The sequence below is a fragment of the Chroococcidiopsis thermalis PCC 7203 genome (assembly GCF_000317125.1).
GTDB lineage: Bacteria > Cyanobacteriota > Cyanobacteriia > Cyanobacteriales > Chroococcidiopsidaceae > Chroococcidiopsis > Chroococcidiopsis thermalis.
In genome coordinates, this window is record NC_019695.1 from 1,864,784 (window position 1) to 1,883,228 (window position 18,445).

The window sequence follows — 18,445 nt, forward strand, 5'->3', positions numbered from 1 at the left end:
CCCTCAGCTCTCTTTCCCGTTCCCTCAAAAATTAGCTTGCATTAAAAGCTTCTACTGCTTGTGCAGATGGCTGCACTCCGCCCATGCGAATTTCAGAGGTAAAGGAAGCCATGCTGAAGCCACCAAACCGCTTTAAGACGCTAACTCGCATCCGTAAATTAGGGCTAGCAAACCACAGTCTCTCTTCGGAAAACATGGTTTCGTACTCAGTAATTAGAGTCAGTGCTTTATCGCCGCCCATCATGTAACGTCCGGCAACAGGGGCTTTTTCAGCATAACCCATTTCCCGTAACAGCTTACCTTGGTTGGGATTGTCGGCATCAGGGACAGAAACCAGCACGGTAGAGCCAGTGTGTTTTTCTTCATCCCATTCCATCGTTCCATTCCAGCTGACTCGCGCCCCGCACGTTGCCAAGCCAGGTTCGATTCCATATTGTTCGCAAAGTTTCATGACCTCTGGGCAATCCAACGCCAGCGTTTCAATTACAATATCCGATTTGCCATCCTCAGCTTGTTTAAAGGCAAGGTGGTGACTGGTGCGATGGGAAAACCATTTACCAGCACTCAGCTCAAAAAACTCTTGAATATTCATGCAGCTACAATCCTAAAGCAACAGTTCTTAAAATTTCTCTTAATTTAGACTAACAAGAATAGGGTATGGGGTTTGGGGTAAGTTGATTCGGAATTCGGAATTCCGAATTCCGAATTCCGAATTCCCTAGTTTTCGCCCAAGCGTTGCAGTGAAATTCTGGCGGCTTCAGCGACTTGAAAATGATTGTCTTTTTCCATGTATTTAAGGGCGGAAACACTTTTAGGACTGGGAAGGTTGCCTAATGCTTCTGCTAGACGCTGTCTTACCAGCCAATCTTCCGCTTGAGCAAAGCGAAGAATTGGCTCGATCGCTTCTAAGTCTCTAATTTCGCCAATTGCCGCGATCGCTGCCTGTTGTATGACTATTTCATCACTATCTAAGGCTTGTAGCAAGACTTGCCGAGCGCGATGATCTTTGAGGTTGCCCAGCGATACTGCTGCACTAAAGCGGACTAGCCATTCTGTATCTTCATAGAAAGCCCGAATTAATGGTTCAACTCCACGCGGGTCGCCCAAATACCCTAACGCGCCAGCGGCATCAGCGCGAATGCCGTAGTCTGCGTCGGTTTCTAGCAAGCGCACTAAAATTGGATAGCATTCGTCTGTATGCTTTATACCTAGAGCAAATACAGCCATCGAGCGAATTTGCAAAATCTCATCATCGAGGACTTTTTTAATCAAAGGTACGGCTTCAACAGCTGGGACGTGACGCAGCTGGGCTAAAGCCACCATGCGATCGCGACTATTGGGGCTGTCTAGCTGAGCAGAAATTTCCTCTGTGCTAGGATGAGCCATGAATTTAGAACCACCTTTTACAATCTTCTCTAGTCTAGAATTATCATTCTTTGAGCCTATAAATAAATTCTTCCAATAGAAGTAATTGAAATGGTAATTGGTAATAGGTAGTTGGCTCGACCTTGGTTTGTCTTTGCGCCTCTGCGTCTTTGCGCGACATAAAAAAATCAATTACCAAAACCAGTCAAATTCCCCTATAAAAAGCTATCCGCTCTTACTAGGGATCTTGCGATCGAAGTAAGAGCGGTCTAGTTGGGTCTTCAGATTGAAACCTGACTGCCGGAAGGAACTCCAAACCAGCCTGGGTCTTTGAGTTATCTCAGTCTCAAAAAGACTAAGGCTAACTTTAGAGAACGGCTCCGGCGCGCAGCCGGCTAGCTTCAACCTGATGACCCATGCATTTACTACTTTCTATCATGGGCATCACCTCCTTGTTGCCTAAGCGGTCTTAGTCTCAAGAGGTCAGAGCGTTTAGCCCTGCCGTCGTTTGCTTTACTTACGATAACACACGATTTGCGTTTTGCGTGAAATCCAGTTATCAGTTGTCAGTTGTCGTAGGGGAGGACAGTTGTGTGCGGGGGTATCCCCCGTTGAGCAAACTGTCCGTGCGGGTGCGCGCCAGCAGATTCACGGGCTTTAGCCATAATCTTTGGTCAAAACCCGCCCGTCCAGTTGTCAGTTATCGTCAACTGTCTTCATGGAGTGTAGCGCAGCGTTTACCGTCAACTATTCACCTTCTTCATAATTTAGCGATCGCCAAAACAAGATTTGATTAAGCAGAGCAATTTATGATACTTTTCATTATCCGTAGGGGAATGCTTTCAGCAGAATCGAAGCACGACTTATTGATTATGCTGGCAGCAAAACCCAAGCCTAAACTTTCTACCCTTCTATTTTTTATTGCCTTCAGCTTGGCTGTACCAGCATTTTTTAATCTCAAAGTTTGTCTTCCTCCAGCAATGTTTTGCTTTCTGCTAGGAAGCTTAGTAGAGGGAGTCGAAGTTGTAGCAGACAAGAATCAGAAGCATCGAGATAAAAGATTCAAAGCGTAGTCGATCTCATCAAAATGCAAAGCACAAAAAAGCCTCCACTAAGTTGTGGAGGCTGTAGTTTATAAAAGGAAGAAAGTCAACATCCTATCGCAACCCATAGATTGCTGAGCATCAAGTCGAGAGGTTCGTAAAAACTTCTCTTGACAAGATTAGAGTGCGTTACCGCGAGGTAGTACTTCCTCAGGGAACTCGAAGTTTTCGTGGGGTTGGTCTTGAGGAGCCATCCAAGCACGGATGCCCTCGTTAAGCAGAATGTTCTTGGTGTAGAAAGTCTCGAACTCGGGGTCTTCTGCTGCCCGCAGCTCTTGAGAGACGAAGTCGTATGCCCGCAGGTTCACCGCCAAGCCGACGACTCCCACTGCACTCATCCACAGTCCAGTTACAGGCACGAACAACATGAAAAAGTGCAACCAGCGCTTGTTGGAAAAGGCAATCCCGAAAATCTGCGACCAGAAACGGTTTGCCGTCACCATCGAATAGGTCTCTTCCGATTGAGTCGGGTTGAAAGCGGGGAAGGTGTTGGAGCTATCGCCGTCTTCAAACAGGGTGTTTTCCACCGTCGCCCCGTGAATCGCGCACAACAGCGCTCCACCTAGTACTCCCGCTACTCCCATCATGTGGAACGGGTTGAGCGTCCAGTTATGGAACCCTTGGAAGAACAGCAAGAAGCGGAAAATTGCCGCGACTCCAAATGAAGGTGCAAAAAACCAGCCGGACTGTCCTAAGGGGTAGAGCAAGAAGACGCTGACAAACACCGCAATTGGTCCAGTGAATGCTAATGCGTTGTATGGTCTGATGCCGACCAAGCGAGCAATTTCTAGCTGCCGCAGGCAGAATCCAATCAGCGCAAATGCTCCGTGTAAGGCGACAAATGCCCACAAGCCGCCGAGTTGACACCAGCGCGTGAAGTCCCAGTTCGCTTCTGGTCCCCACAAGAACAGCAATGAGTGTCCCATGCTGTTGGCTGGGGTCGATACGGCTACGGTTAAGAAGTTGGCTCCTTCTAGGTAACTGCTAGCAATCCCGTGGGTGTACCACGAGGTGACGAATGTGGTTCCGGTCAGCCATCCACCTAGTGCTAGGTAGGCGCAGGGGAATAATAATAGCCCCGACCAGCCGACGAATACAAATCTATCGCGCTTGAGCCAGTCGTCGAGAACGTCAAACCATCCTCTTTGACTCGGTGCGCGTCCTACTGCGATTGTCATGAGGACAAATCTCCAAATCTTCTTATGATTACTTTTTCGCGAGCTTTACGCCCAACTTTAAAAGCGTTTACTTTCACGTTAGGCAGAAAGTAGACCGAGTTGTAAACTCACTTTACGAATCTTAACTCACTCTAATTATTATTTGTACAACTGACTGGTAAATTGCAACAACCCAATTGAATGAATTCGATCGCGAGATTGCCGGTTTTTTTCTGTCTCTAGCAAGATGGAACGCCTATTTAAACCCGTCTAAGGGCGTATCATTTGGAAAACATGATTGGATAATTTTATTAATTTTCTTCAACTTATAAGTTTTTCCTTGCTTCAGTTGCCGCATCTGTCACACTTAGATCTTCCATTTCTGAGAAACGTTTGGTTGAAGTCATACCATCCACCTCAGCATCTGCATCGACATCATCAGCAAAAGGATTGTGGAAGAAAGACCCCGTTTGGGGTGGTAGAGTTGGATCGAGAACAATTTCTGCCAAACTTTTTGCGACTCCAGTTAGGGGAATGGCGAGAATCACACCTAAAAATCCGCCTAATTGCGCCCCCAGTAATAGAGAGATGAAAATAGCCACGGGCGATAAACCCGTCAGATTGCCCATAATCCGAGGTGCAACTAAATTATCTTTGATTTGTTGCAGGGCAACTGCGATCGCCAAAACCTGAAGCGCAAGCCACCAGTCGATAAAAGCAACCACGATCGCGACCGTACCAATACCTAAAGTCGCACCAATAAAAGGAATAACTTCTGTTAAGCCAATAAAAACGGCGAATAAGAGGAAAAACGGCACTCGCAGTGTTGAAAAAGCGATGGTGAGCGTGACAGCCATAAATAACCCTAGCAAAAGCTGTCCTGAGACAAAGCGCTGGAGATTGCGTTGCAAGGCAGCAGTTAAGCCAGAGCGAATTTGAGGCGAGAGGATACTCGTCAAACTATTCCACACCCGTTCCCCGTCAATCAGCATGTAGAAGGAGAGGACTAAAATTAGAATTGCGTCCAAAAACCAATTAAACGTACCGATCGCCAAGCCTAGACTTTTAACTGCGATCGCTTCAGCCTGGGTTTGCAGCCGATCCAATAACAGCGATACAAGCAACTGGACATCAAAGGGTAAGTTATATTGAGCGCTCCAGGCTTGAAAAGTATTTAATTGTTCCTGAGCCGAATCGACAATGGTTGGTAAGTTATTCACCAACTGCCGCGCTTGGTTAAATACAAGCGGTACTACAGTCAACGCGACAATCGCAAAGACAAATCCCGCTCCCAAGTAGACGAGTCCAGCTGCTAACGTGCGGGGTAAAAAAGTTTGCAATCCAGCTACGGCATAGTTAAGCAAAAAGGCAATTAGAGCGGCGCTAATGACAATACTTAATAATTCGCCCACATAACCCAAGGCTCGAAGCGTCACCGACACTGAAACCAAGATTAGCAGCCAAGTGATCAGAAATTGTTGAATCGGTAAAAAGGCGCGGTTCATCGTTAGTGAGTGGTGAGTGGCTAGTGGCTAGTGGCTAGTGGCTAGTAGTAGATAGGGTGTGGGGTGTGCGTGGTGAGTCAATTTTCTCCCTCAGCTCCCTCAACTCCCCCAGCTCCCTCAGCTCTCTTTCCCCTGCTCCCTTTAAAATGTAATGTCTCTGCGGGATTTAAAGCATCTTCTGACACGGGGAGGAAAAGATCGAAAAGATTTTTCAAACAACTCGCGATCGGAACGGCTGTGATTAAACCCAGTAATCCCCCAATTTTAGTCCCTACTGCCAAAGCTATTAGCACTCCAATCGGGCTTAAGCCTGTAAAACTACCCAATAACCGAGGAGCGATCGCTTGATCGATAATTTGGTCAACTACTACAGCTACCGCTAATGTTTTGGCTCCCAGCCAGAAGTCATGTACGGCGACTAACAGTCCAACGAGGCTGAAACTTAAAACGTCTCCAAAGGGAATTAAAGTCATTGCGCCGATTCCTAAGCCGAATAGCAATCCGAAAGGGACTCCTAAAGCCACAAATGCTAAAGTCATGGCTGTACCGACTAGTGCAGCTAGTGCCACCTGACCGATCAGATAATTTTGAAAGTTTTGCTGAAGCGATCGCTGTAGTGGAATACTCCAGCGAGATGGTAAACGTCCAAAAACACCACGCCAAAGCCGTTCGCCGTCCAATAAGAGGTAAAACGTTAGCACGACGGTTAAAATTGCCTCGGAAACGCTATCAATCGTGCCAATAATTAGCATTACTAGTTCTTCGCCTAGAAACTGTAATTCATCTGGGAGGCGATCGCTCACTTGTGTGGTTAAATGAGTCAGATCGAAAGGTAACTGCTGCGTTTCTACCCAGGTGTCTATCATTTTTAGCTTTGCCGTTCCAGCGTCAATCCATTGCGGTAGTAGTCTCGCACCTTCGCTTAACTCTTCTACAAGTAGCGGAATTAAGGTAATACCTAAAGCTATCGATGTGACTAAGGCTATGAGAAAGACTAAGAATACTGCATATTGGCGTTGTACTTGGCGCTGTTGAAGCCACTGCACGGGGTAATTCAGAATGAAAGCTAATACCGCTGCTAAGCCGAATATGGCGATCAGAGGTTGAAAATACTGAAAAACTAGGAGTGCCAGCCATCCATTAAATACAAGTAAGGGGAATGGCAGAGCGATCGCCAACCATTGCCACAATTTATTTTTGGAACCATTCATACCCTTTCACACCTAGCATCAGCCTGCGATCGATTTTCGCTCAAAAGATGCAATGCTCACCTCTTTCTTGCGATTCCATCAGGTAGTTCAGTTGCAAAGGTTAAGATGAGAGCAGCTTAGTCACGATGTTGAAGGTAAGATGTTCACGATCGACTTGACAATCAAAAATACAGCCTTTCCGGTGTCAGTACAACGGAAGGAAACTGCGGATGCAGAAGCAGCATACAATCAAGTTCTGGCAGCAATGCGCAGTGGAAATCCAGAAATTATCGAATTGACGTGCGATCGCCAGCCAGAAAAGAAAGTCGCCGTCCGTACCAGCGAAATTTCTGGGGTGCAGATCTCGCAAAAAGACAGCACGGCTGCTGGCAAAACCCCTGGCTTTTTTGCCTTTACCGAATCTAAATAACTAGCTGGGGTGTCAATGGCTGAATCTGCCATTCAAGTTCGGGATTTGTGCTTTAGTTGGTCTAGCGGAGAACAAGTTTTTCAATCTCTCTCTTTAGAAGTACCAAAGGGAGAGTTTTGGATGTTGTTGGGAGTCAACGGTAGCGGTAAGTCTACTTTACTGCGGTTGTTAGCAGACTTGTTAACACCTCAGTCCGGTCAAATTGGCATCGTGCATCCAGTTGGCTTTGTCTTCCAAAATCCCGATCACCAACTCGTAATGCCCACTGTGGGGGCTGACGTGGCTTTTGGGTTGGTGGAAGAAAAACTCTCCATCTCCCAAGTCCGTCAGCGAGTCACAGAAGCGCTGGCTGCGGTAAATTTATTAGAACTACAGCGTCGTCCGATTTATGCCCTGAGTGGAGGACAAAAGCAGCGCGTTGCTATTGCTGGGGCGATCGCCCGTCGTTGCGAAGTTCTGTTGCTTGACGAACCTACAGCCCTCCTCGATCCCGATAGTCAACTCGATCTGGTGGCGCAGGTGCAAAATTTGGTGAAAAGTCGGGGAATGACAGCCCTTTGGGTGACGCATCGTCTCGACGAGTTGAACTATTGCGACGGTGCTTTTTTACTCGAACGCGGCTGTCTGATCGATCGGGGAGAACCAAAACGGTTGCGACAAAAACTGATGGAAGTCGCAGCATAGGACACAGCAAGGGCTTGGCAGTGCCAAGCCCTTGCTATTTCCCCCTGAGTGTCATGCGTGATACGCAAACAAAGATTAAAATTGTGAATAATAAATTTTATATTTAGTAACATTCACAGCGAACCATGTCACCCCCTTCGACTCAACCTGTTTTGCTAGTAGACGGCTACAACATCATTGGCGCTTGGCAACACCTGAAAATAGCCCGCGATCGCGACGGACTAGAGGCAGCGCGGTGGCAGTTGGCAGAAGCTTTAATTAGTTACAGTGCTTTTAAGGGATTAAGTACTCAAATTGTTTTTGACGCTCAGTATCAGCAGACTATTGGGACTCAAGAAGTCAAAACAGAAAATCTATCTGTATACTACACCAATTTCGGCGAAACGGCAGACACATATATAGAAAGAATCTGCGCGGCATACTACAGGCAGTATTTAAACCGCTCGCTCTGTTCCCGTTTGATTGTTGCTACCTCCGATCGCGCTCAGCAACTAACTGTAATGGGTTACGGTGCGGAATGGCTCTCAGCATTGCAACTGAGACAGGAAGTGGAGGCGGCTACGATGCGATCGCGCCGCAAACACAAACAAGCCAAACAATCATCAGGGAGATTTCTGGCTTCGGCGATCGACCCGAAAGCGCGGCAAAAGCTAGCTAAAATGCGTTTTGGCTTGTAAATTTGGTGCGACAGAAAATAAAGTCTCAAAAAAATTAGTCAGGGACTTGCAAAACCTGTTTATAAGGGTTATTATAAATATTCGCAATCCTCAGTAGCTCAGTGGTAGAGCGGTCGGCTGTTAACCGATTGGTCGTAAGTTCGAATCTTACCTGGGGAGTTAATCAAACTATTCTCGAAAAGTCTCAGCTGTTTCATCGAATTAAAACAGCTGACGGAAAAGCGATCGGCGGCTAGACTAGACGCAGCTGAGCATAGGAGAGTCTAGCATGAAAGACCGCGACTACACTTTAATTATTGACAAAAGCGGCAGTATGTCCACTCCCGACCAACAAGGGGGTAAAAGTAGATGGGAAGTTGCTCAAGAGTCTACTTTAGCAGTGGCGCGAAAGTGCGAACAGTTCGATCCTGATGGTATTACCGTGTATGTTTTTTCCGGTAAATTTAAGCGTTACGATGATGTAACTTCGGCGAAAGTCTCTCAAATTTTTTTGGAAAACGATCCGGTGGGGACGACGAATTTAGCATCTGTGCTGCAAGATGCAACCAATAACTACTTTCAACGCAAAGCCAAAGGACAGACAAAACCAGAGGGAGAAACGATTGTCGTTGTCACCGATGGAGAACCAGACGATCGCCGTGCGGTGTTTGAAGTTATCATCAATGCTACCCGTCAAATGGAACGGGATGAAGAACTGGCTATTTCAATGATCCAAGTTGGTTCCGATCCGCAAGCCACCAAATTTCTCCAAGCTTTAGACGATCAATTGCAGGGAGTTGGTGCTAAATTTGATATTTGCGACACGGTGACGTTGGACGATTTAGAAGATATGAGTCTAGCTGAAGTGCTATTAAACGCGATTGGTGATTGAGCTAGAATGGCGATCGCAACTCGCTCAATCTAAAGGAAACCATTGTAGTCATGCTGGAAAATCGGGATTACACGTTAATTATTGATAAAAGTGGCAAGCATGGCTACGCCAGATCGAAAAGGTGGTAAAAGCCGTTGGATAGCAGCACAGGAATCTACTTTTGCTTTAGCGAGTAAATGCGAACAATTCGATCCTGACGGCATTACTATTTACTTGTTTTCGGGAAAATTCAAATGCTACGAGAACGTGACGGTGAGTAAAGTTACGCAAATATTTCAGGAAAACGATCCATCGGGTAGTATGGATTTAGCAGCAGTTTTGAAACACGCTACAGATGATTACTTCGATCGCAAAGCTGCCAAACAAACTAAACCTAATAGTGAGACAATGCCATTAAAGATTAAAGAACACCTATGGATGAGATCGATCGCCTCTTATCTCAACTCAAGACAGAAAATGAGCAGCCGCAACCTGCAAAACCCAATCCTCAACCACCAGCAGCAGCTCAATCGAATGGTGCGATCGATCGCTTATTAGAACAGGTAAAATCTGACTACGATCGCCAGGATAGAGAACAAGAAGAAATTAGACAAGCACAATTAAAAGCCGAACAACTGAAACAGCAGCAAATTCAGCAGCAAAAGCGAGAAGCGTTGAAACAAACAGCTCAAAAGTGGCTGAAAGAATTAGATCCGTTTTCTCCTGAAGGATTGTGGTTTGAACGATTTGCTGAAAAATACGAATCAAAATTAGCAGCAGCGATTGATTATTTGCTGGAGAATCCAGGATAAAATTTTTATTTGGAAAAGCTTTATTTAAAATGTCGCGCAAAGACGCAGAGGCGTAAAGCGAATTTATTATACCTCGACGCGATCGCATCATCATTACATTTGAATTGTTGATACGTCAACTCGTACCATTCCGATCTGACTGCGCCACGGAAGATCCCCCCAACCCCCCTTAACAAGGGGGCTATGAGCGACCGATTTAGTGCAAGGATAAATAGAATTGGTATCGATACACGAGCATATCCTTGAAACAAAACGCGATCGCCAGAAATAGCAAAAGCTCATCCGCCACTATCTTATTCCCTTTGCGCCTCTGCGTCTTTGCGTGACAAAATCAATTGCGATCGCCCTTCCCCAAGCATGGGATCATAGAGAATTGTTAGAAGCAGAAAACTATGCCTTGTTGCTAGATATATTGTTGAATTCTCTGCCTCAGCCATGCCAGCTGAACCGCAGACGCACTATCCGCTGTGTTTAACAGGTAAACGTGCCTGTCCGCCAGAGGACTGCGGTGGAGTTTGGGGTTATGCAGAATTTTTAGAGGCAATTCAAGATCCACCAGAAGCCTTTTACCTAGACCAAGTAAATCAACAGTTAAAGCGGATTCGGTGAAACGGCTAAGTCAACAATTTTGACTTTTAACTTTTGACTTTTATTCTTCTTCGAGTACTTCGTTAACTGGGAAACGATCCATCAGTTGAATTGCCCGATAAGCATTGCGACGTAAAGATTCTGACAAAAATGGAACGTGAGGAATTTGAGAGAGTAAATCTAACGTTCGGCGCAGCAATCTGACGACATCACCTTCATCTAAACTCGTATTAGCACATAAGTCCGTCCATTCTACGCCTAGCGACCACTGCTCGATTAAAGCTACTAAATCGTATTCCAACCAAATTGGAATTGTGACGTTATAGCGCCGCTGTAATTGAAATAACTGTCGCCGAATCGGACGGATACTCGCCAAGGCAATATCGACTTCTTCTGATAAGAGATAGCGTACCCAACTATCGGGGCGGGGTGTTTCCGTGACTAGCGCCGCGATCGCCGCAGCAAGGTGATGGGGAGCGAGATTGTCTAATTCGCCACTGGCAAGGGCTAAACCCAACCACAGTTCGTTATCTCCTCTGACAGCAGCAGCAACTTTGCCTAAGTTGGTTGGCGTAAGATCGTCCAAAGCCCCAAATCGCTGCAAAATTTCCATTAAGTGCAGAAATTCTTCCCAGTGACGGTGCGCGTAACGTTCTAACTCTGCCTGTCTTTCCTCGATTTCCGTTTGCAGTTGAGCAATTCTAGTCTTGCGTTTGAGAATACTGGCGGGATTGCCTAGATGATGCAAAGGATGGGCTGTTAGTTGCTCTTGTACGGCAATAACTCGGTGTTGTTGTTCTAGAACCTCCGGTGCAGCGTGCCACGGAGGTAGGTCGGGAATTTGTGCCGCAATTGTTGCTGTTTCTTCATTCCCTTTACGCGCTTGCCCTGGTTTGAGGGGCATTTCTACAGGAGGCATCAGATGTTCGGGAATATCTAATCGAGCAAATTCGGCAAATAAATCTGCTATATCGCTACTAGCTGCTACGTACCAGCGATTATCTCGACCCAAACAAATAAAATAAGGTGCTTGTCCCGAACCAGGAATTTTCGCTACCAACACCGCTGGGATGGGCGTTGATGTTTGGACATGCTTGCCGCGCAAACTCAATAACGTACCCGACATGGCAAAATTAATCGTCAGGCTCAATTGCTCTATTCGTGCCTCTAATGCCTGTTCTTCCAGTACCTTCAAGAGTTGGCGTTCGACTTTGAGCCGTTGTCGCAATTTCTCATAATGATTTAACCGATCCTCATCGACCGACTGCATTTGAGTTTGCAAGTCGGCAAGTCGATCTTCCATCTCGGCGATCGCATCGTATTGGGGTTTCAAATACAATGTGGCGAGATACTGCCCAAAACTACGCTCGATCAGCTCTTTCGCTTCTGCTAAATTATGAATTTGCAGTAGATTTAACACCATGCCGTAGCTGGGAGCAAACTGACTCATTAGCGGGTCTGGTTTAGCAGTGGCTAGATATACAGCTTCTTTCGCGCCTTCAAATGGCGTTTGCAAAGTGACGACGTGACCGAGCTTATCCATACCTCGCCGTCCGGCGCGTCCTGCCATTTGCAAGAATTCGGAAGGATTGAGCAGGCGGTGTCCGCGATCTGTACGTTTGGATAAGGTAGAAATTACTGTCGTCCGCGCTGGCATATTAATTCCTGCCGCTAGGGTTTCAGTCGCGAAGACAACTTTAATTAAACCCTGCTGAAACAATTCTTCTACTAACCCCTTCCAGGCTGGTAATATACCCGCGTGGTGAGCGGCAATACCGCGATAGAGAGGTTCTACTTGTCCGACACGTCCTGCATCTGGGTTGCGGCGCAAAAATTCATCAATTTGGATTTTGAGTTGAGCCGCTTCTTCTAAATTAACTAGCGTTACGCCTGCTAGTTCCTCGACGGCTTTATCGCAACCGCGACGGCTGAAAATAAAGTAAATGGCTGGTAGCATATCTCTAGAGTAGAGATGCCCCACGGTGTCAATTAACTTAGGAGTTTCCGGTCTGGGTCCTTGCTTTCTGTCGCTACTACCCTTTTTCGGTCGCAGTCGCGGATTGATTTTTCCAGTCTTGGGATCGAGTAAAGGAAATATTCCTTTAGGATTGCCAAAATAAAATTCGAGCGGAACGGGACGAAATTCAGAATAGATTAGCTCTGTGGGTCCATGAACGCGACAAATCCAATCTGTCAGTTGGTCGCTATTGGCGATCGTGGCTGAAAGTGCCACCAGTTGAATATCTGGCGGACAATAAATGATAGATTCTTCCCATACTGTCCCCCGCTGGCGATCGTTCATGTAATGGCATTCATCCAAAACCACCGCTTCTACACCTTCAAGGGATGTTCCCACTTCACCAATGGGAGTACCGTAGAGCATATTACGAAAAATTTCCGTAGTCATCACCAAGATTGGTGCATCACGGTTGATCGAAACATCGCCTGTTAACAATCCGACCAAATCTGCCCCAAAGCGATCGCGAAAGTCGCGTAATTTTTGATTCGATAGCGCTTTGAGCGGCGTAGTGTAAAAAACTCTCTTGCTTCTAGAGAGGGCGCGATAGATCGCGTATTCCCCAATTAAAGTTTTGCCAGAACCCGTAGGCGCACATACAACTACGGAGCGATTGGCATTCAGTGCCGCGATCGCCTGTCGTTGAAACTCATCCAGCTCAAACGGAAAGATACTCTCTAGATTTAGGTCAGCTTGCAGTTGGGGAATTTTCACTCAATAATTTATGCAACACCCTTTATTAATAGAGTAACCAATCTTGGAAATTTAGGGAGCAGGGGAAAAGAGAGCTGAGGGAGATCGGGGGGACAAGGGGGACAAGGGAGAAATTAGTCATGCACCACGTACCACGCACCACTCTCTACTGATTCCCTAGTTCTCGCGAGCGCCTTGTTGCGGCAACTACGGCTTCAATTAGGGCAGAACGAAAGCCTGCTTTTTCTAAGGCTGATACTCCAGCAATTGTCGTTCCGCCGGGGCTGGTGACGCGGTCTTTTAATTCGGCTGGGTGAATGCTTGTTTCTTGTAACAGCTGCAACGTGCCTTTGACGGTTTGCTGGGCGAGTTGGTTAGCAATATTTCGGGGTAAGCCTGCGGCTACGCCACCATCGGCTAATGCTTCTACTAAGATGGCTACATAAGCCGGACCCGAACCAGAAAGTCCCGTAACGGCATCCATTAGCGACTCTGAAACTTCTACGACTTCTCCTACTGCTGAAAAGAGTTGTAGGGCAATTTGTTTGTGAACGTCGCTGGCGCGATCTCCTAGAGCGGTCGCCGTCATACCTGCGCCAACTGTAGCAGGGGTATTGGGCATTGCCCGAATAACTGGTAAATGAGGAAAAGCCTTCTCTAGCTGCTGTAAGGTTACGCCTGCCATGATGGAAATTATCAACGGCAATTGTGTTGTAGTAGGGGCGCCCAGCTGTGCGCCCCTACTGGATACATCTGCCAAGTCTTGGCTAATTGCTGCAAATACCTGCGGTTTTACTGCCAATACAACTGTATCTGCCGATAAGACTTTGGCATTTTCTGTTGTTACTTGAATGCCATATTGTTGCTGCAAAAAATTGCGACGTGACGGCTGCGGATCGCTGGCTATGACTTCTAAAGGTTGATAAATTCGCCCACTAATAAGGCGGGATAAAATGGCTTCTCCCATTACCCCGCCACCAATAATACCTAACTTAATTGACGATTTTTCCATAGCGATCGGCTCATAGCTATCAGTCTGTTTTGTCATGTGTCATTTGTCGTTTGTCATTTGTATTTATTGATGTTTGTAACCAATGACTCATGACTGATGACGTATTGACCGTCTAGGAGCTGAAGAACCGTATTTTAACCAGATTGAGCTATTCTAGTCGATTCAGCCGTCCATGCGGGTGCGGGTGCGCTCATGCGCTGGGGACGTGTAGGTACGGCTTGTGGGAGGTCGTGACCTAGAGTTCCTGGAGTTGTGACTTGAACGCATAGCGGTGTAAACAGGAAGATGCTTTCACCCACTCGCTCTTGGTGTCCGTCCATCGCGTAAGTTCCGCCAGCCACAAAATCCACAGCGCGCTGTGCTTGGTCTGGTTCCATCATTGTTAAATTTAACACCACCATCTTGCGATCGCGCAGAGCTTGAATGGCTTGTGGCATTTCCTCAAAGGAACGCGGCTCCATCAGAACTACTTCGTAATTACCGTTCAATGCTCCATGCATATCAATTACATTCCCTTTACCACCTGCGTTAACTTGATTCCAACGACGCTGCTGGCGCGTTTCTTTTTCTGGTACAGGGGTAGGTTCGGGTGAGTATGCCTCATCCCCTGATTCTTCAATATCATCGAATTCGTCTTCGTATTCGTACTCTTCGTTAGTACCAACGAGCCAATGCTTCAGCTTAGAAAACGTACTCACTTCACTCTCCCTTGCGTTACACGCTACAAATCTACTGGGAAAAACCGTTTCGAGCAACTACCAAATAAGCAATGATTTAGGAAGTTGGCGTTCATGTTATCCGCCTTTTTGAGGTTTCACTGCGAATCTTAGCAATTCTTGAAATTTGATAAATCGCCTTTTTTGTAGTCAAATTTACAAGTTTCGGCTATTTCTCAGCTTGAATTTTGACTTCACAGTATACAGTTGTCAAGTCTATTTTTCGGAAATTTTTAATATTCACTTTGGTTTTTCTTCCAAAAGTTATTTGACATGCGAAATAATAAATTAGAAACTGAGGACTAAGAATTATCTGAGAAGTCAACCGATCTCTGGTCACTGGTCACTGGTCACTGGTCACTGGTCACTGCTCCCTGATAAACGCGATCGCCAAAAATTATCCGTCCTAAACGTACCATCGTTGCTCCAGCTTGGACGGCTAATTGGTAATCGTCAGACATTCCCATTGATAGCTGGTGCATTTGAAGATTAGACCAGTGTTGCTGCCGGATTTTGTCAGCCAAATCGCGAGTTTGCTCGAAGAAATTGAGAATTTCGGCATCATTCAAATCTAAGGGTGGAATTGCCATCAAGCCTTCGATTTGCAGGTTGTGGCAGCGATTTAGTTCTGGTAAGCTGGCTAACAAGTCGGGAATAGTCCAACCGGACTTATTCGGATCGCTGAGAATTTTGACCTGCAAACACACTTGAGGACGGCAACATAACTCTTGTGCCAGTCGGTCTAGACGTTGAGCCAACTTTAAGCTATCGAGAGAATGAATCCATTGAAAAAGTTCTATAGCTCTTTTGGCTTTATTGCTTTGCAAACTACCAATCAAGTGCCAAGTGATATCTGGTAAATCTTGTAACTGTTGCTGTTTGCTAGCGGCTTCTTGAATGCGACTTTCGCCAAAATCCCGAATTCCGGCTTGATATGCTACCCGCATCGCCTCTACGGATACCTGCTTGGTGACGGCGATTAGCCGGACGGTAGCTGGTAGTTGTTGACGGATAAGCGCAATACGTTCGGCAATCTGATTAGTCATTGGAAGGTGGCTTGCAAAGTCTTCTGTAATCGATCGTACTCCTGGTATTGACCGTTACGACGTAAGAACCGCAGTCGAGTCTCCAATAGTAAGCGAGCTTCAGAACGACTCACTGGCTCGAATTTCATCCCTGAAGCTTCAATCGTCACTAAAAAAAACAAGCGCTGGGCGTAGAGGGTGGTGAAAAGTTCTTGATGTTCTTCCAAAAGGCAGATGCGGAATAACAACCCAAATGTAGGATGATTCAAATAATTTTCTGTATTCATCAACAGCGATCGCAGCTTAAAACATGTATTTTATGGCAGTGAGGTATATCGATTGTCTAAATTTGTAATTTGTATTTCATTATTCACAATTTGTTTTAAGTTTATTGAGATAATTTCTAAATTCTTCTGTCTTTATGTAGAACTATAAAGTTGCTGACAGCGATCGCCTTGAGGATCGCTCCTAAGAACAGACGAGGATTGCCGTAGCGATCGCGTAATCTCCGTCATGGCTCAAACTCAACTGCCACTGCAACTGTCCCCAAGAATCTACCATTGCTAACGCTCGTGCGTGTAGTTGCACGGTAGGAACGCCGCTCGGTTGACGGCAAATCTCAACGTCAGTGTAGCCTACGCCCAGCCAGCCAGTCCCCAAAGCTTTGACTACAGCTTCTTTCGCCGCCCATCTACCAGCTAGTTTATTCATCACATTACGACTAGGAGCATTTTGCTCGTAACGACAATCCAATAGCTCATTTGGCGTGTAGACGCGCTGCAAAAAGCGATCGCCAAATTGCCCTATTACCTTCTCAATTCGAGGAATATAAATAATATCCGTTCCTAACCGTAGCATCAGTTGTCAGTTGTCAGTGAAGAAAGGGAGTAGGGAGCAGGGGGAATTACTTGCGAATGCGCGACTTACGACTTCATTCTTCTGTCCTTTTTAAGGCGATGATTTGGGCTTGAGCTTTGTGCAAGGACTCATACCATTCTCGCTCGGGGTCGCTGTCAGCAACGATCCCCGCTCCAACTTGTCCCCAAACTTGATTGCGGGAGTTGTGAATAGGGTGTGGGGTGTGGGGTGTGGGGTGTAGGGTGTGGGAAGTGTGGGAAGCGTCGGAGGACACTCGAAGATTTTTTTCTCCCTCAGCTCTTTTCTCTCCCTCAGCCCCCTCAGCTCCCTCAGCTCCCTCAGCTCTCTTACTCTGCTCCCTACCATACAGCAGCGTCCGAATCAAAATATTTAAGTCTAAATTACCGCGCCAGTCTAAGTAACCGCAGGAACCGTAAAACAAGCTGCGGCGGACTGGCTCCAATTCTTCAATAATTTCCATGCAACGGACTTTGGGACAGCCAGTAATTGTCCCCCCAGGAAACGCGGCGCGAATTAAATCGATCGCATTGTATTCTGGTTTAAGCGTGCCAGTAATATTACTCACAAGATGCATGACGTGACTGTATCGCTCGATCGCTAATAATTCATCGACGACGACAGAACCCCATTCGCAAACGCGCCCTAGATCGTTACGTTCCAAATCTACAAGCATGATATGTTCGGCAATTTCCTTTGTATTGCTTAACAACTCCTGAGCTAAATCGCAGTCTTGTGCAGGAGTGACTCCCCGCGATCGCGTACCTGCAATTGGTCTGGTTTGGACTTGACGATCGCGTAATTGTACTAATCTTTCTGGCGAACAGCTAATGACTGCTCCCCAAGGAGTCTGCCAATAACTAGCAAAGGGAGACGGATTAATTTGTTGCAGTGCTTGATAAATTTGCCAACTACTGGCGATCGTGCTGGTTTCAAATCGCAAAGAAAGATTTGCCTGAAAAATGTCTCCAGCTTGAATGTACTTTTTTGCTCGGCAGACAGCCGTTTCGTATTCTTCTTGGGTAGTGAGTAGTGAATGGGTAATTGGTAATTGATAATTGGTAATTGGTTGTTGGTTGTTGGTTGTTGGTTTTGAATTTTGACTTTTAACTTTTAAATTTTCAAGTCGTTCTTGTAGCTCGTTTAGCTGCTGTGGTGCGGAGACAGCTAGCCACAATATTTGTTCTGAGTGGTCGAGAACGGCAAAACATTCAGGTTCGTACCAATAAGCTGTAGGAAATGGTAAGGGATCTGATTTTACATAGGGTAACTTTTCAATCTCCCAAGCCAGATCGTACCCCAACCAACCCAACCACCCTCCAGTGAAAGGGAGGGAGTCGGGAGTCGTAGGGGCGGGTTTAGGAAAAGATTCACGGCTTCCATCAATAGATTTTTGCTTCATACCCGCTCGTACAGGGGAGTCGGGGAATTTTGACTTTTGACTTTCGACTTTTGAATTTTGAATTGCTCCCTTACATTCCAATAGCTGCTGCAAGAATGGCAAAATCTCCCCGACGGGTGGTGTCCACAGTTGCGGCTGTCCGTCGATAATGCGGGGTGTGCCAGCACAGATAGAGTAACGCGCCAGTTGAGAACGGTCTTGAGATATTGGAGCAGGACTCTCTAGTAGAGTTGCGATCGCGTCTGGATTATCATCAGGGCGAAATAGGGCTGCAAATACTTCAGAACCGCTACGTTGTTCTAAAGGAAGCGATCGCCAATACCAAGGCTGCATGGGTTTCATT

General features: G+C 46.4%; 21 protein-coding genes, 1 tRNA gene and 1 pseudogene. 11 read left to right on the top strand and 12 right to left on the bottom strand.

Annotation, left to right across the window (positions count from 1 at the left end; genetic code table 11):
- Positions 1-31: 31 nt before the first annotated feature.
- Together CHRO_RS08240 and CHRO_RS08245 are read right to left on the bottom strand one after the other, a co-directional pair.
- Positions 32-592 (bottom strand): phycobiliprotein lyase, encoded by a 561-nt coding sequence (locus CHRO_RS08240; protein WP_015153743.1) that lies wholly within the window; start codon positions 590-592, stop codon positions 32-34.
- Between the two features lie 125 nt (positions 593-717).
- Positions 718-1,386, bottom strand: coding sequence for a HEAT repeat domain-containing protein (locus CHRO_RS08245; protein ID WP_015153744.1), 669 nt, complete (start codon positions 1,384-1,386; stop codon positions 718-720).
- A 572-nt stretch (positions 1,387-1,958) separates the two neighbouring features.
- Here CHRO_RS08245 and CHRO_RS31855 point away from each other — a divergent pair.
- Positions 1,959-2,162 carry a hypothetical protein gene (locus CHRO_RS31855; RefSeq protein WP_127023645.1) on the top strand — a complete coding sequence of 68 codons (204 nt, stop codon included), beginning with the start codon at positions 1,959-1,961 and terminating at the stop codon, positions 2,160-2,162.
- Positions 2,163-2,174: 12 nt separating this feature from the next.
- Positions 2,175-2,438 (top strand): hypothetical protein, encoded by a 264-nt coding sequence (locus CHRO_RS08250; protein WP_015153745.1) that lies wholly within the window; start codon positions 2,175-2,177, stop codon positions 2,436-2,438.
- A gap of 149 nt (positions 2,439-2,587) precedes the next feature.
- Here CHRO_RS08250 and psbD read toward each other — a convergent pair whose 3' ends face one another.
- The 3 genes from psbD to CHRO_RS08265 form a co-directional block, all read right to left on the bottom strand.
- The gene (gene psbD / locus CHRO_RS08255) at positions 2,588-3,646 is read right to left on the bottom strand and encodes a photosystem II D2 protein (photosystem q(a) protein) (protein ID WP_015153746.1); all 1,059 of its coding nucleotides are present in this window, start codon (positions 3,644-3,646) and stop codon (positions 2,588-2,590) included.
- A gap of 305 nt (positions 3,647-3,951) precedes the next feature.
- Positions 3,952-5,130: an AI-2E family transporter gene (locus tag CHRO_RS08260; RefSeq protein WP_015153747.1), complete on the bottom strand. Its 1,179-nt coding sequence runs from the start codon at positions 5,128-5,130 to the stop codon at positions 3,952-3,954.
- Positions 5,131-5,207: 77 nt separating this feature from the next.
- Positions 5,208-6,341, bottom strand: coding sequence for an AI-2E family transporter (locus CHRO_RS08265; RefSeq protein ID WP_015153748.1), 1,134 nt, complete (start codon positions 6,339-6,341; stop codon positions 5,208-5,210).
- 139 nt (positions 6,342-6,480) lie between these two features.
- Between CHRO_RS08265 and CHRO_RS08270 the strand changes: the two genes are divergently transcribed.
- The 9 genes and pseudogenes from CHRO_RS08270 to CHRO_RS30350 all read left to right on the top strand — a co-directional run bounded on the left by CHRO_RS08270 (position 6,481) and on the right by CHRO_RS30350 (position 10,382).
- Entirely contained in the window at positions 6,481-6,750 is a 270-nt protein-coding gene (locus CHRO_RS08270) for a UPF0367 protein family (protein WP_015153749.1), read from the top strand.
- Between the two features lie 15 nt (positions 6,751-6,765).
- Complete coding sequence (locus tag CHRO_RS08275; protein WP_015153750.1) at positions 6,766-7,434, top strand: energy-coupling factor ABC transporter ATP-binding protein; 669 nt, start codon at positions 6,766-6,768, stop codon at positions 7,432-7,434.
- 125 nt (positions 7,435-7,559) lie between these two features.
- Positions 7,560-8,111: an NYN domain-containing protein gene (locus tag CHRO_RS08280; protein ID WP_015153751.1), complete on the top strand. Its 552-nt coding sequence runs from the start codon at positions 7,560-7,562 to the stop codon at positions 8,109-8,111.
- Positions 8,112-8,198: 87 nt separating this feature from the next.
- Positions 8,199-8,270, top strand: a tRNA-Asn gene (locus tag CHRO_RS08285).
- Between the two features lie 109 nt (positions 8,271-8,379).
- Positions 8,380-8,982 carry a vWA domain-containing protein gene (locus CHRO_RS08290; RefSeq protein ID WP_015153752.1) on the top strand — a complete coding sequence of 201 codons (603 nt, stop codon included), beginning with the start codon at positions 8,380-8,382 and terminating at the stop codon, positions 8,980-8,982.
- A gap of 50 nt (positions 8,983-9,032) precedes the next feature.
- Positions 9,033-9,372: pseudogene (locus CHRO_RS30345) on the top strand (vWA domain-containing protein); the annotation flags it as partial.
- A 23-nt stretch (positions 9,373-9,395) separates the two neighbouring features.
- Positions 9,396-9,773, top strand: coding sequence for a salt stress protein, Slr1339 family (locus CHRO_RS34740; RefSeq protein ID WP_015153753.1), 378 nt, complete (start codon positions 9,396-9,398; stop codon positions 9,771-9,773).
- Positions 9,774-10,095: 322 nt separating this feature from the next.
- On the top strand, positions 10,096-10,248 hold the full coding sequence (locus CHRO_RS31860; protein WP_181245412.1) for a hypothetical protein: 153 nt from the start codon (positions 10,096-10,098) through the stop codon (positions 10,246-10,248).
- A complete protein-coding gene (locus tag CHRO_RS30350; RefSeq protein ID WP_084739144.1) occupies positions 10,209-10,382 on the top strand; it encodes an IS1096 element passenger TnpR family protein in 174 nt (57 codons plus the stop codon). The genes CHRO_RS31860 and CHRO_RS30350 overlap by 40 nt, the downstream gene beginning before the upstream one ends.
- Before the next feature lie 40 nt (positions 10,383-10,422).
- On the opposite strand, the gene CHRO_RS08300 is transcribed toward CHRO_RS30350, so the two are convergent.
- The 7 genes from CHRO_RS08300 to CHRO_RS08330 all read right to left on the bottom strand — a co-directional run bounded on the left by CHRO_RS08300 (position 10,423) and on the right by CHRO_RS08330 (position 18,444).
- Entirely contained in the window at positions 10,423-13,092 is a 2,670-nt protein-coding gene (locus tag CHRO_RS08300; protein ID WP_015153754.1) for a DEAD/DEAH box helicase, read from the bottom strand.
- 145 nt (positions 13,093-13,237) lie between these two features.
- Positions 13,238-14,119 (bottom strand): pyrroline-5-carboxylate reductase, encoded by an 882-nt coding sequence (gene proC / locus CHRO_RS08305; RefSeq protein WP_015153755.1) that lies wholly within the window; start codon positions 14,117-14,119, stop codon positions 13,238-13,240.
- 98 nt (positions 14,120-14,217) lie between these two features.
- Positions 14,218-14,781 (bottom strand): cell division protein SepF, encoded by a 564-nt coding sequence (locus CHRO_RS08310; protein WP_015153756.1) that lies wholly within the window; start codon positions 14,779-14,781, stop codon positions 14,218-14,220.
- Positions 14,782-15,149: 368 nt separating this feature from the next.
- On the bottom strand, positions 15,150-15,845 hold the full coding sequence (locus tag CHRO_RS08315) for a YggS family pyridoxal phosphate-dependent enzyme (protein ID WP_015153757.1): 696 nt from the start codon (positions 15,843-15,845) through the stop codon (positions 15,150-15,152).
- Positions 15,842-16,111, bottom strand: a complete 270-nt coding sequence (gene pipX / locus CHRO_RS08320) for a transcriptional coactivator PipX (RefSeq protein ID WP_015153758.1) — start codon at positions 16,109-16,111, stop codon at positions 15,842-15,844. Before pipX ends, CHRO_RS08315 begins: the two co-directional genes overlap by 4 nt.
- 181 nt (positions 16,112-16,292) lie before the next feature.
- Entirely contained in the window at positions 16,293-16,682 is a 390-nt protein-coding gene (gene acpS / locus CHRO_RS08325) for a holo-ACP synthase (protein ID WP_015153759.1), read from the bottom strand.
- 73 nt (positions 16,683-16,755) lie between these two features.
- On the bottom strand, positions 16,756-18,444 hold the full coding sequence (locus tag CHRO_RS08330; protein ID WP_015153760.1) for an anthranilate synthase component I: 1,689 nt from the start codon (positions 18,442-18,444) through the stop codon (positions 16,756-16,758).
- Position 18,445 lies beyond the last annotated feature (1 nt).

What these genes read in the sequence shown, in the direction of transcription:
- CHRO_RS08240 (WP_015153743.1), bottom strand. Translation starts at nt 592, where the DNA reads ATGAATATTCAAGAGTTTTTTGAGCTGAGTGCTGGTAAATGGTTTTCC.
- CHRO_RS08245 (WP_015153744.1), bottom strand. Translation starts at nt 1,386, where the DNA reads ATGGCTCATCCTAGCACAGAGGAAATTTCTGCTCAGCTAGACAGCCCC.
- CHRO_RS08250 (WP_015153745.1), top strand. Translation starts at nt 2,175, where the DNA reads ATGATACTTTTCATTATCCGTAGGGGAATGCTTTCAGCAGAATCGAAG.
- psbD (WP_015153746.1), bottom strand. Translation starts at nt 3,646, where the DNA reads ATGACAATCGCAGTAGGACGCGCACCGAGTCAAAGAGGATGGTTTGAC.
- CHRO_RS08260 (WP_015153747.1), bottom strand. Translation starts at nt 5,130, where the DNA reads ATGAACCGCGCCTTTTTACCGATTCAACAATTTCTGATCACTTGGCTG.
- CHRO_RS08265 (WP_015153748.1), bottom strand. Translation starts at nt 6,341, where the DNA reads ATGAATGGTTCCAAAAATAAATTGTGGCAATGGTTGGCGATCGCTCTG.
- CHRO_RS08270 (WP_015153749.1), top strand. Translation starts at nt 6,481, where the DNA reads ATGTTCACGATCGACTTGACAATCAAAAATACAGCCTTTCCGGTGTCA.
- CHRO_RS08275 (WP_015153750.1), top strand. Translation starts at nt 6,766, where the DNA reads ATGGCTGAATCTGCCATTCAAGTTCGGGATTTGTGCTTTAGTTGGTCT.
- CHRO_RS08280 (WP_015153751.1), top strand. Translation starts at nt 7,560, where the DNA reads ATGTCACCCCCTTCGACTCAACCTGTTTTGCTAGTAGACGGCTACAAC.
- CHRO_RS08290 (WP_015153752.1), top strand. Translation starts at nt 8,380, where the DNA reads ATGAAAGACCGCGACTACACTTTAATTATTGACAAAAGCGGCAGTATG.
- CHRO_RS34740 (WP_015153753.1), top strand. Translation starts at nt 9,396, where the DNA reads ATGGATGAGATCGATCGCCTCTTATCTCAACTCAAGACAGAAAATGAG.
- CHRO_RS30350 (WP_084739144.1), top strand. Translation starts at nt 10,209, where the DNA reads ATGCCAGCTGAACCGCAGACGCACTATCCGCTGTGTTTAACAGGTAAA.
- proC (WP_015153755.1), bottom strand. Translation starts at nt 14,119, where the DNA reads ATGACAAAACAGACTGATAGCTATGAGCCGATCGCTATGGAAAAATCG.
- CHRO_RS08315 (WP_015153757.1), bottom strand. Translation starts at nt 15,845, where the DNA reads ATGACTAATCAGATTGCCGAACGTATTGCGCTTATCCGTCAACAACTA.
- pipX (WP_015153758.1), bottom strand. Translation starts at nt 16,111, where the DNA reads ATGAATACAGAAAATTATTTGAATCATCCTACATTTGGGTTGTTATTC.
- acpS (WP_015153759.1), bottom strand. Translation starts at nt 16,682, where the DNA reads ATGCTACGGTTAGGAACGGATATTATTTATATTCCTCGAATTGAGAAG.
- CHRO_RS08330 (WP_015153760.1), bottom strand. Translation starts at nt 18,444, where the DNA reads ATGAAACCCATGCAGCCTTGGTATTGGCGATCGCTTCCTTTAGAACAA.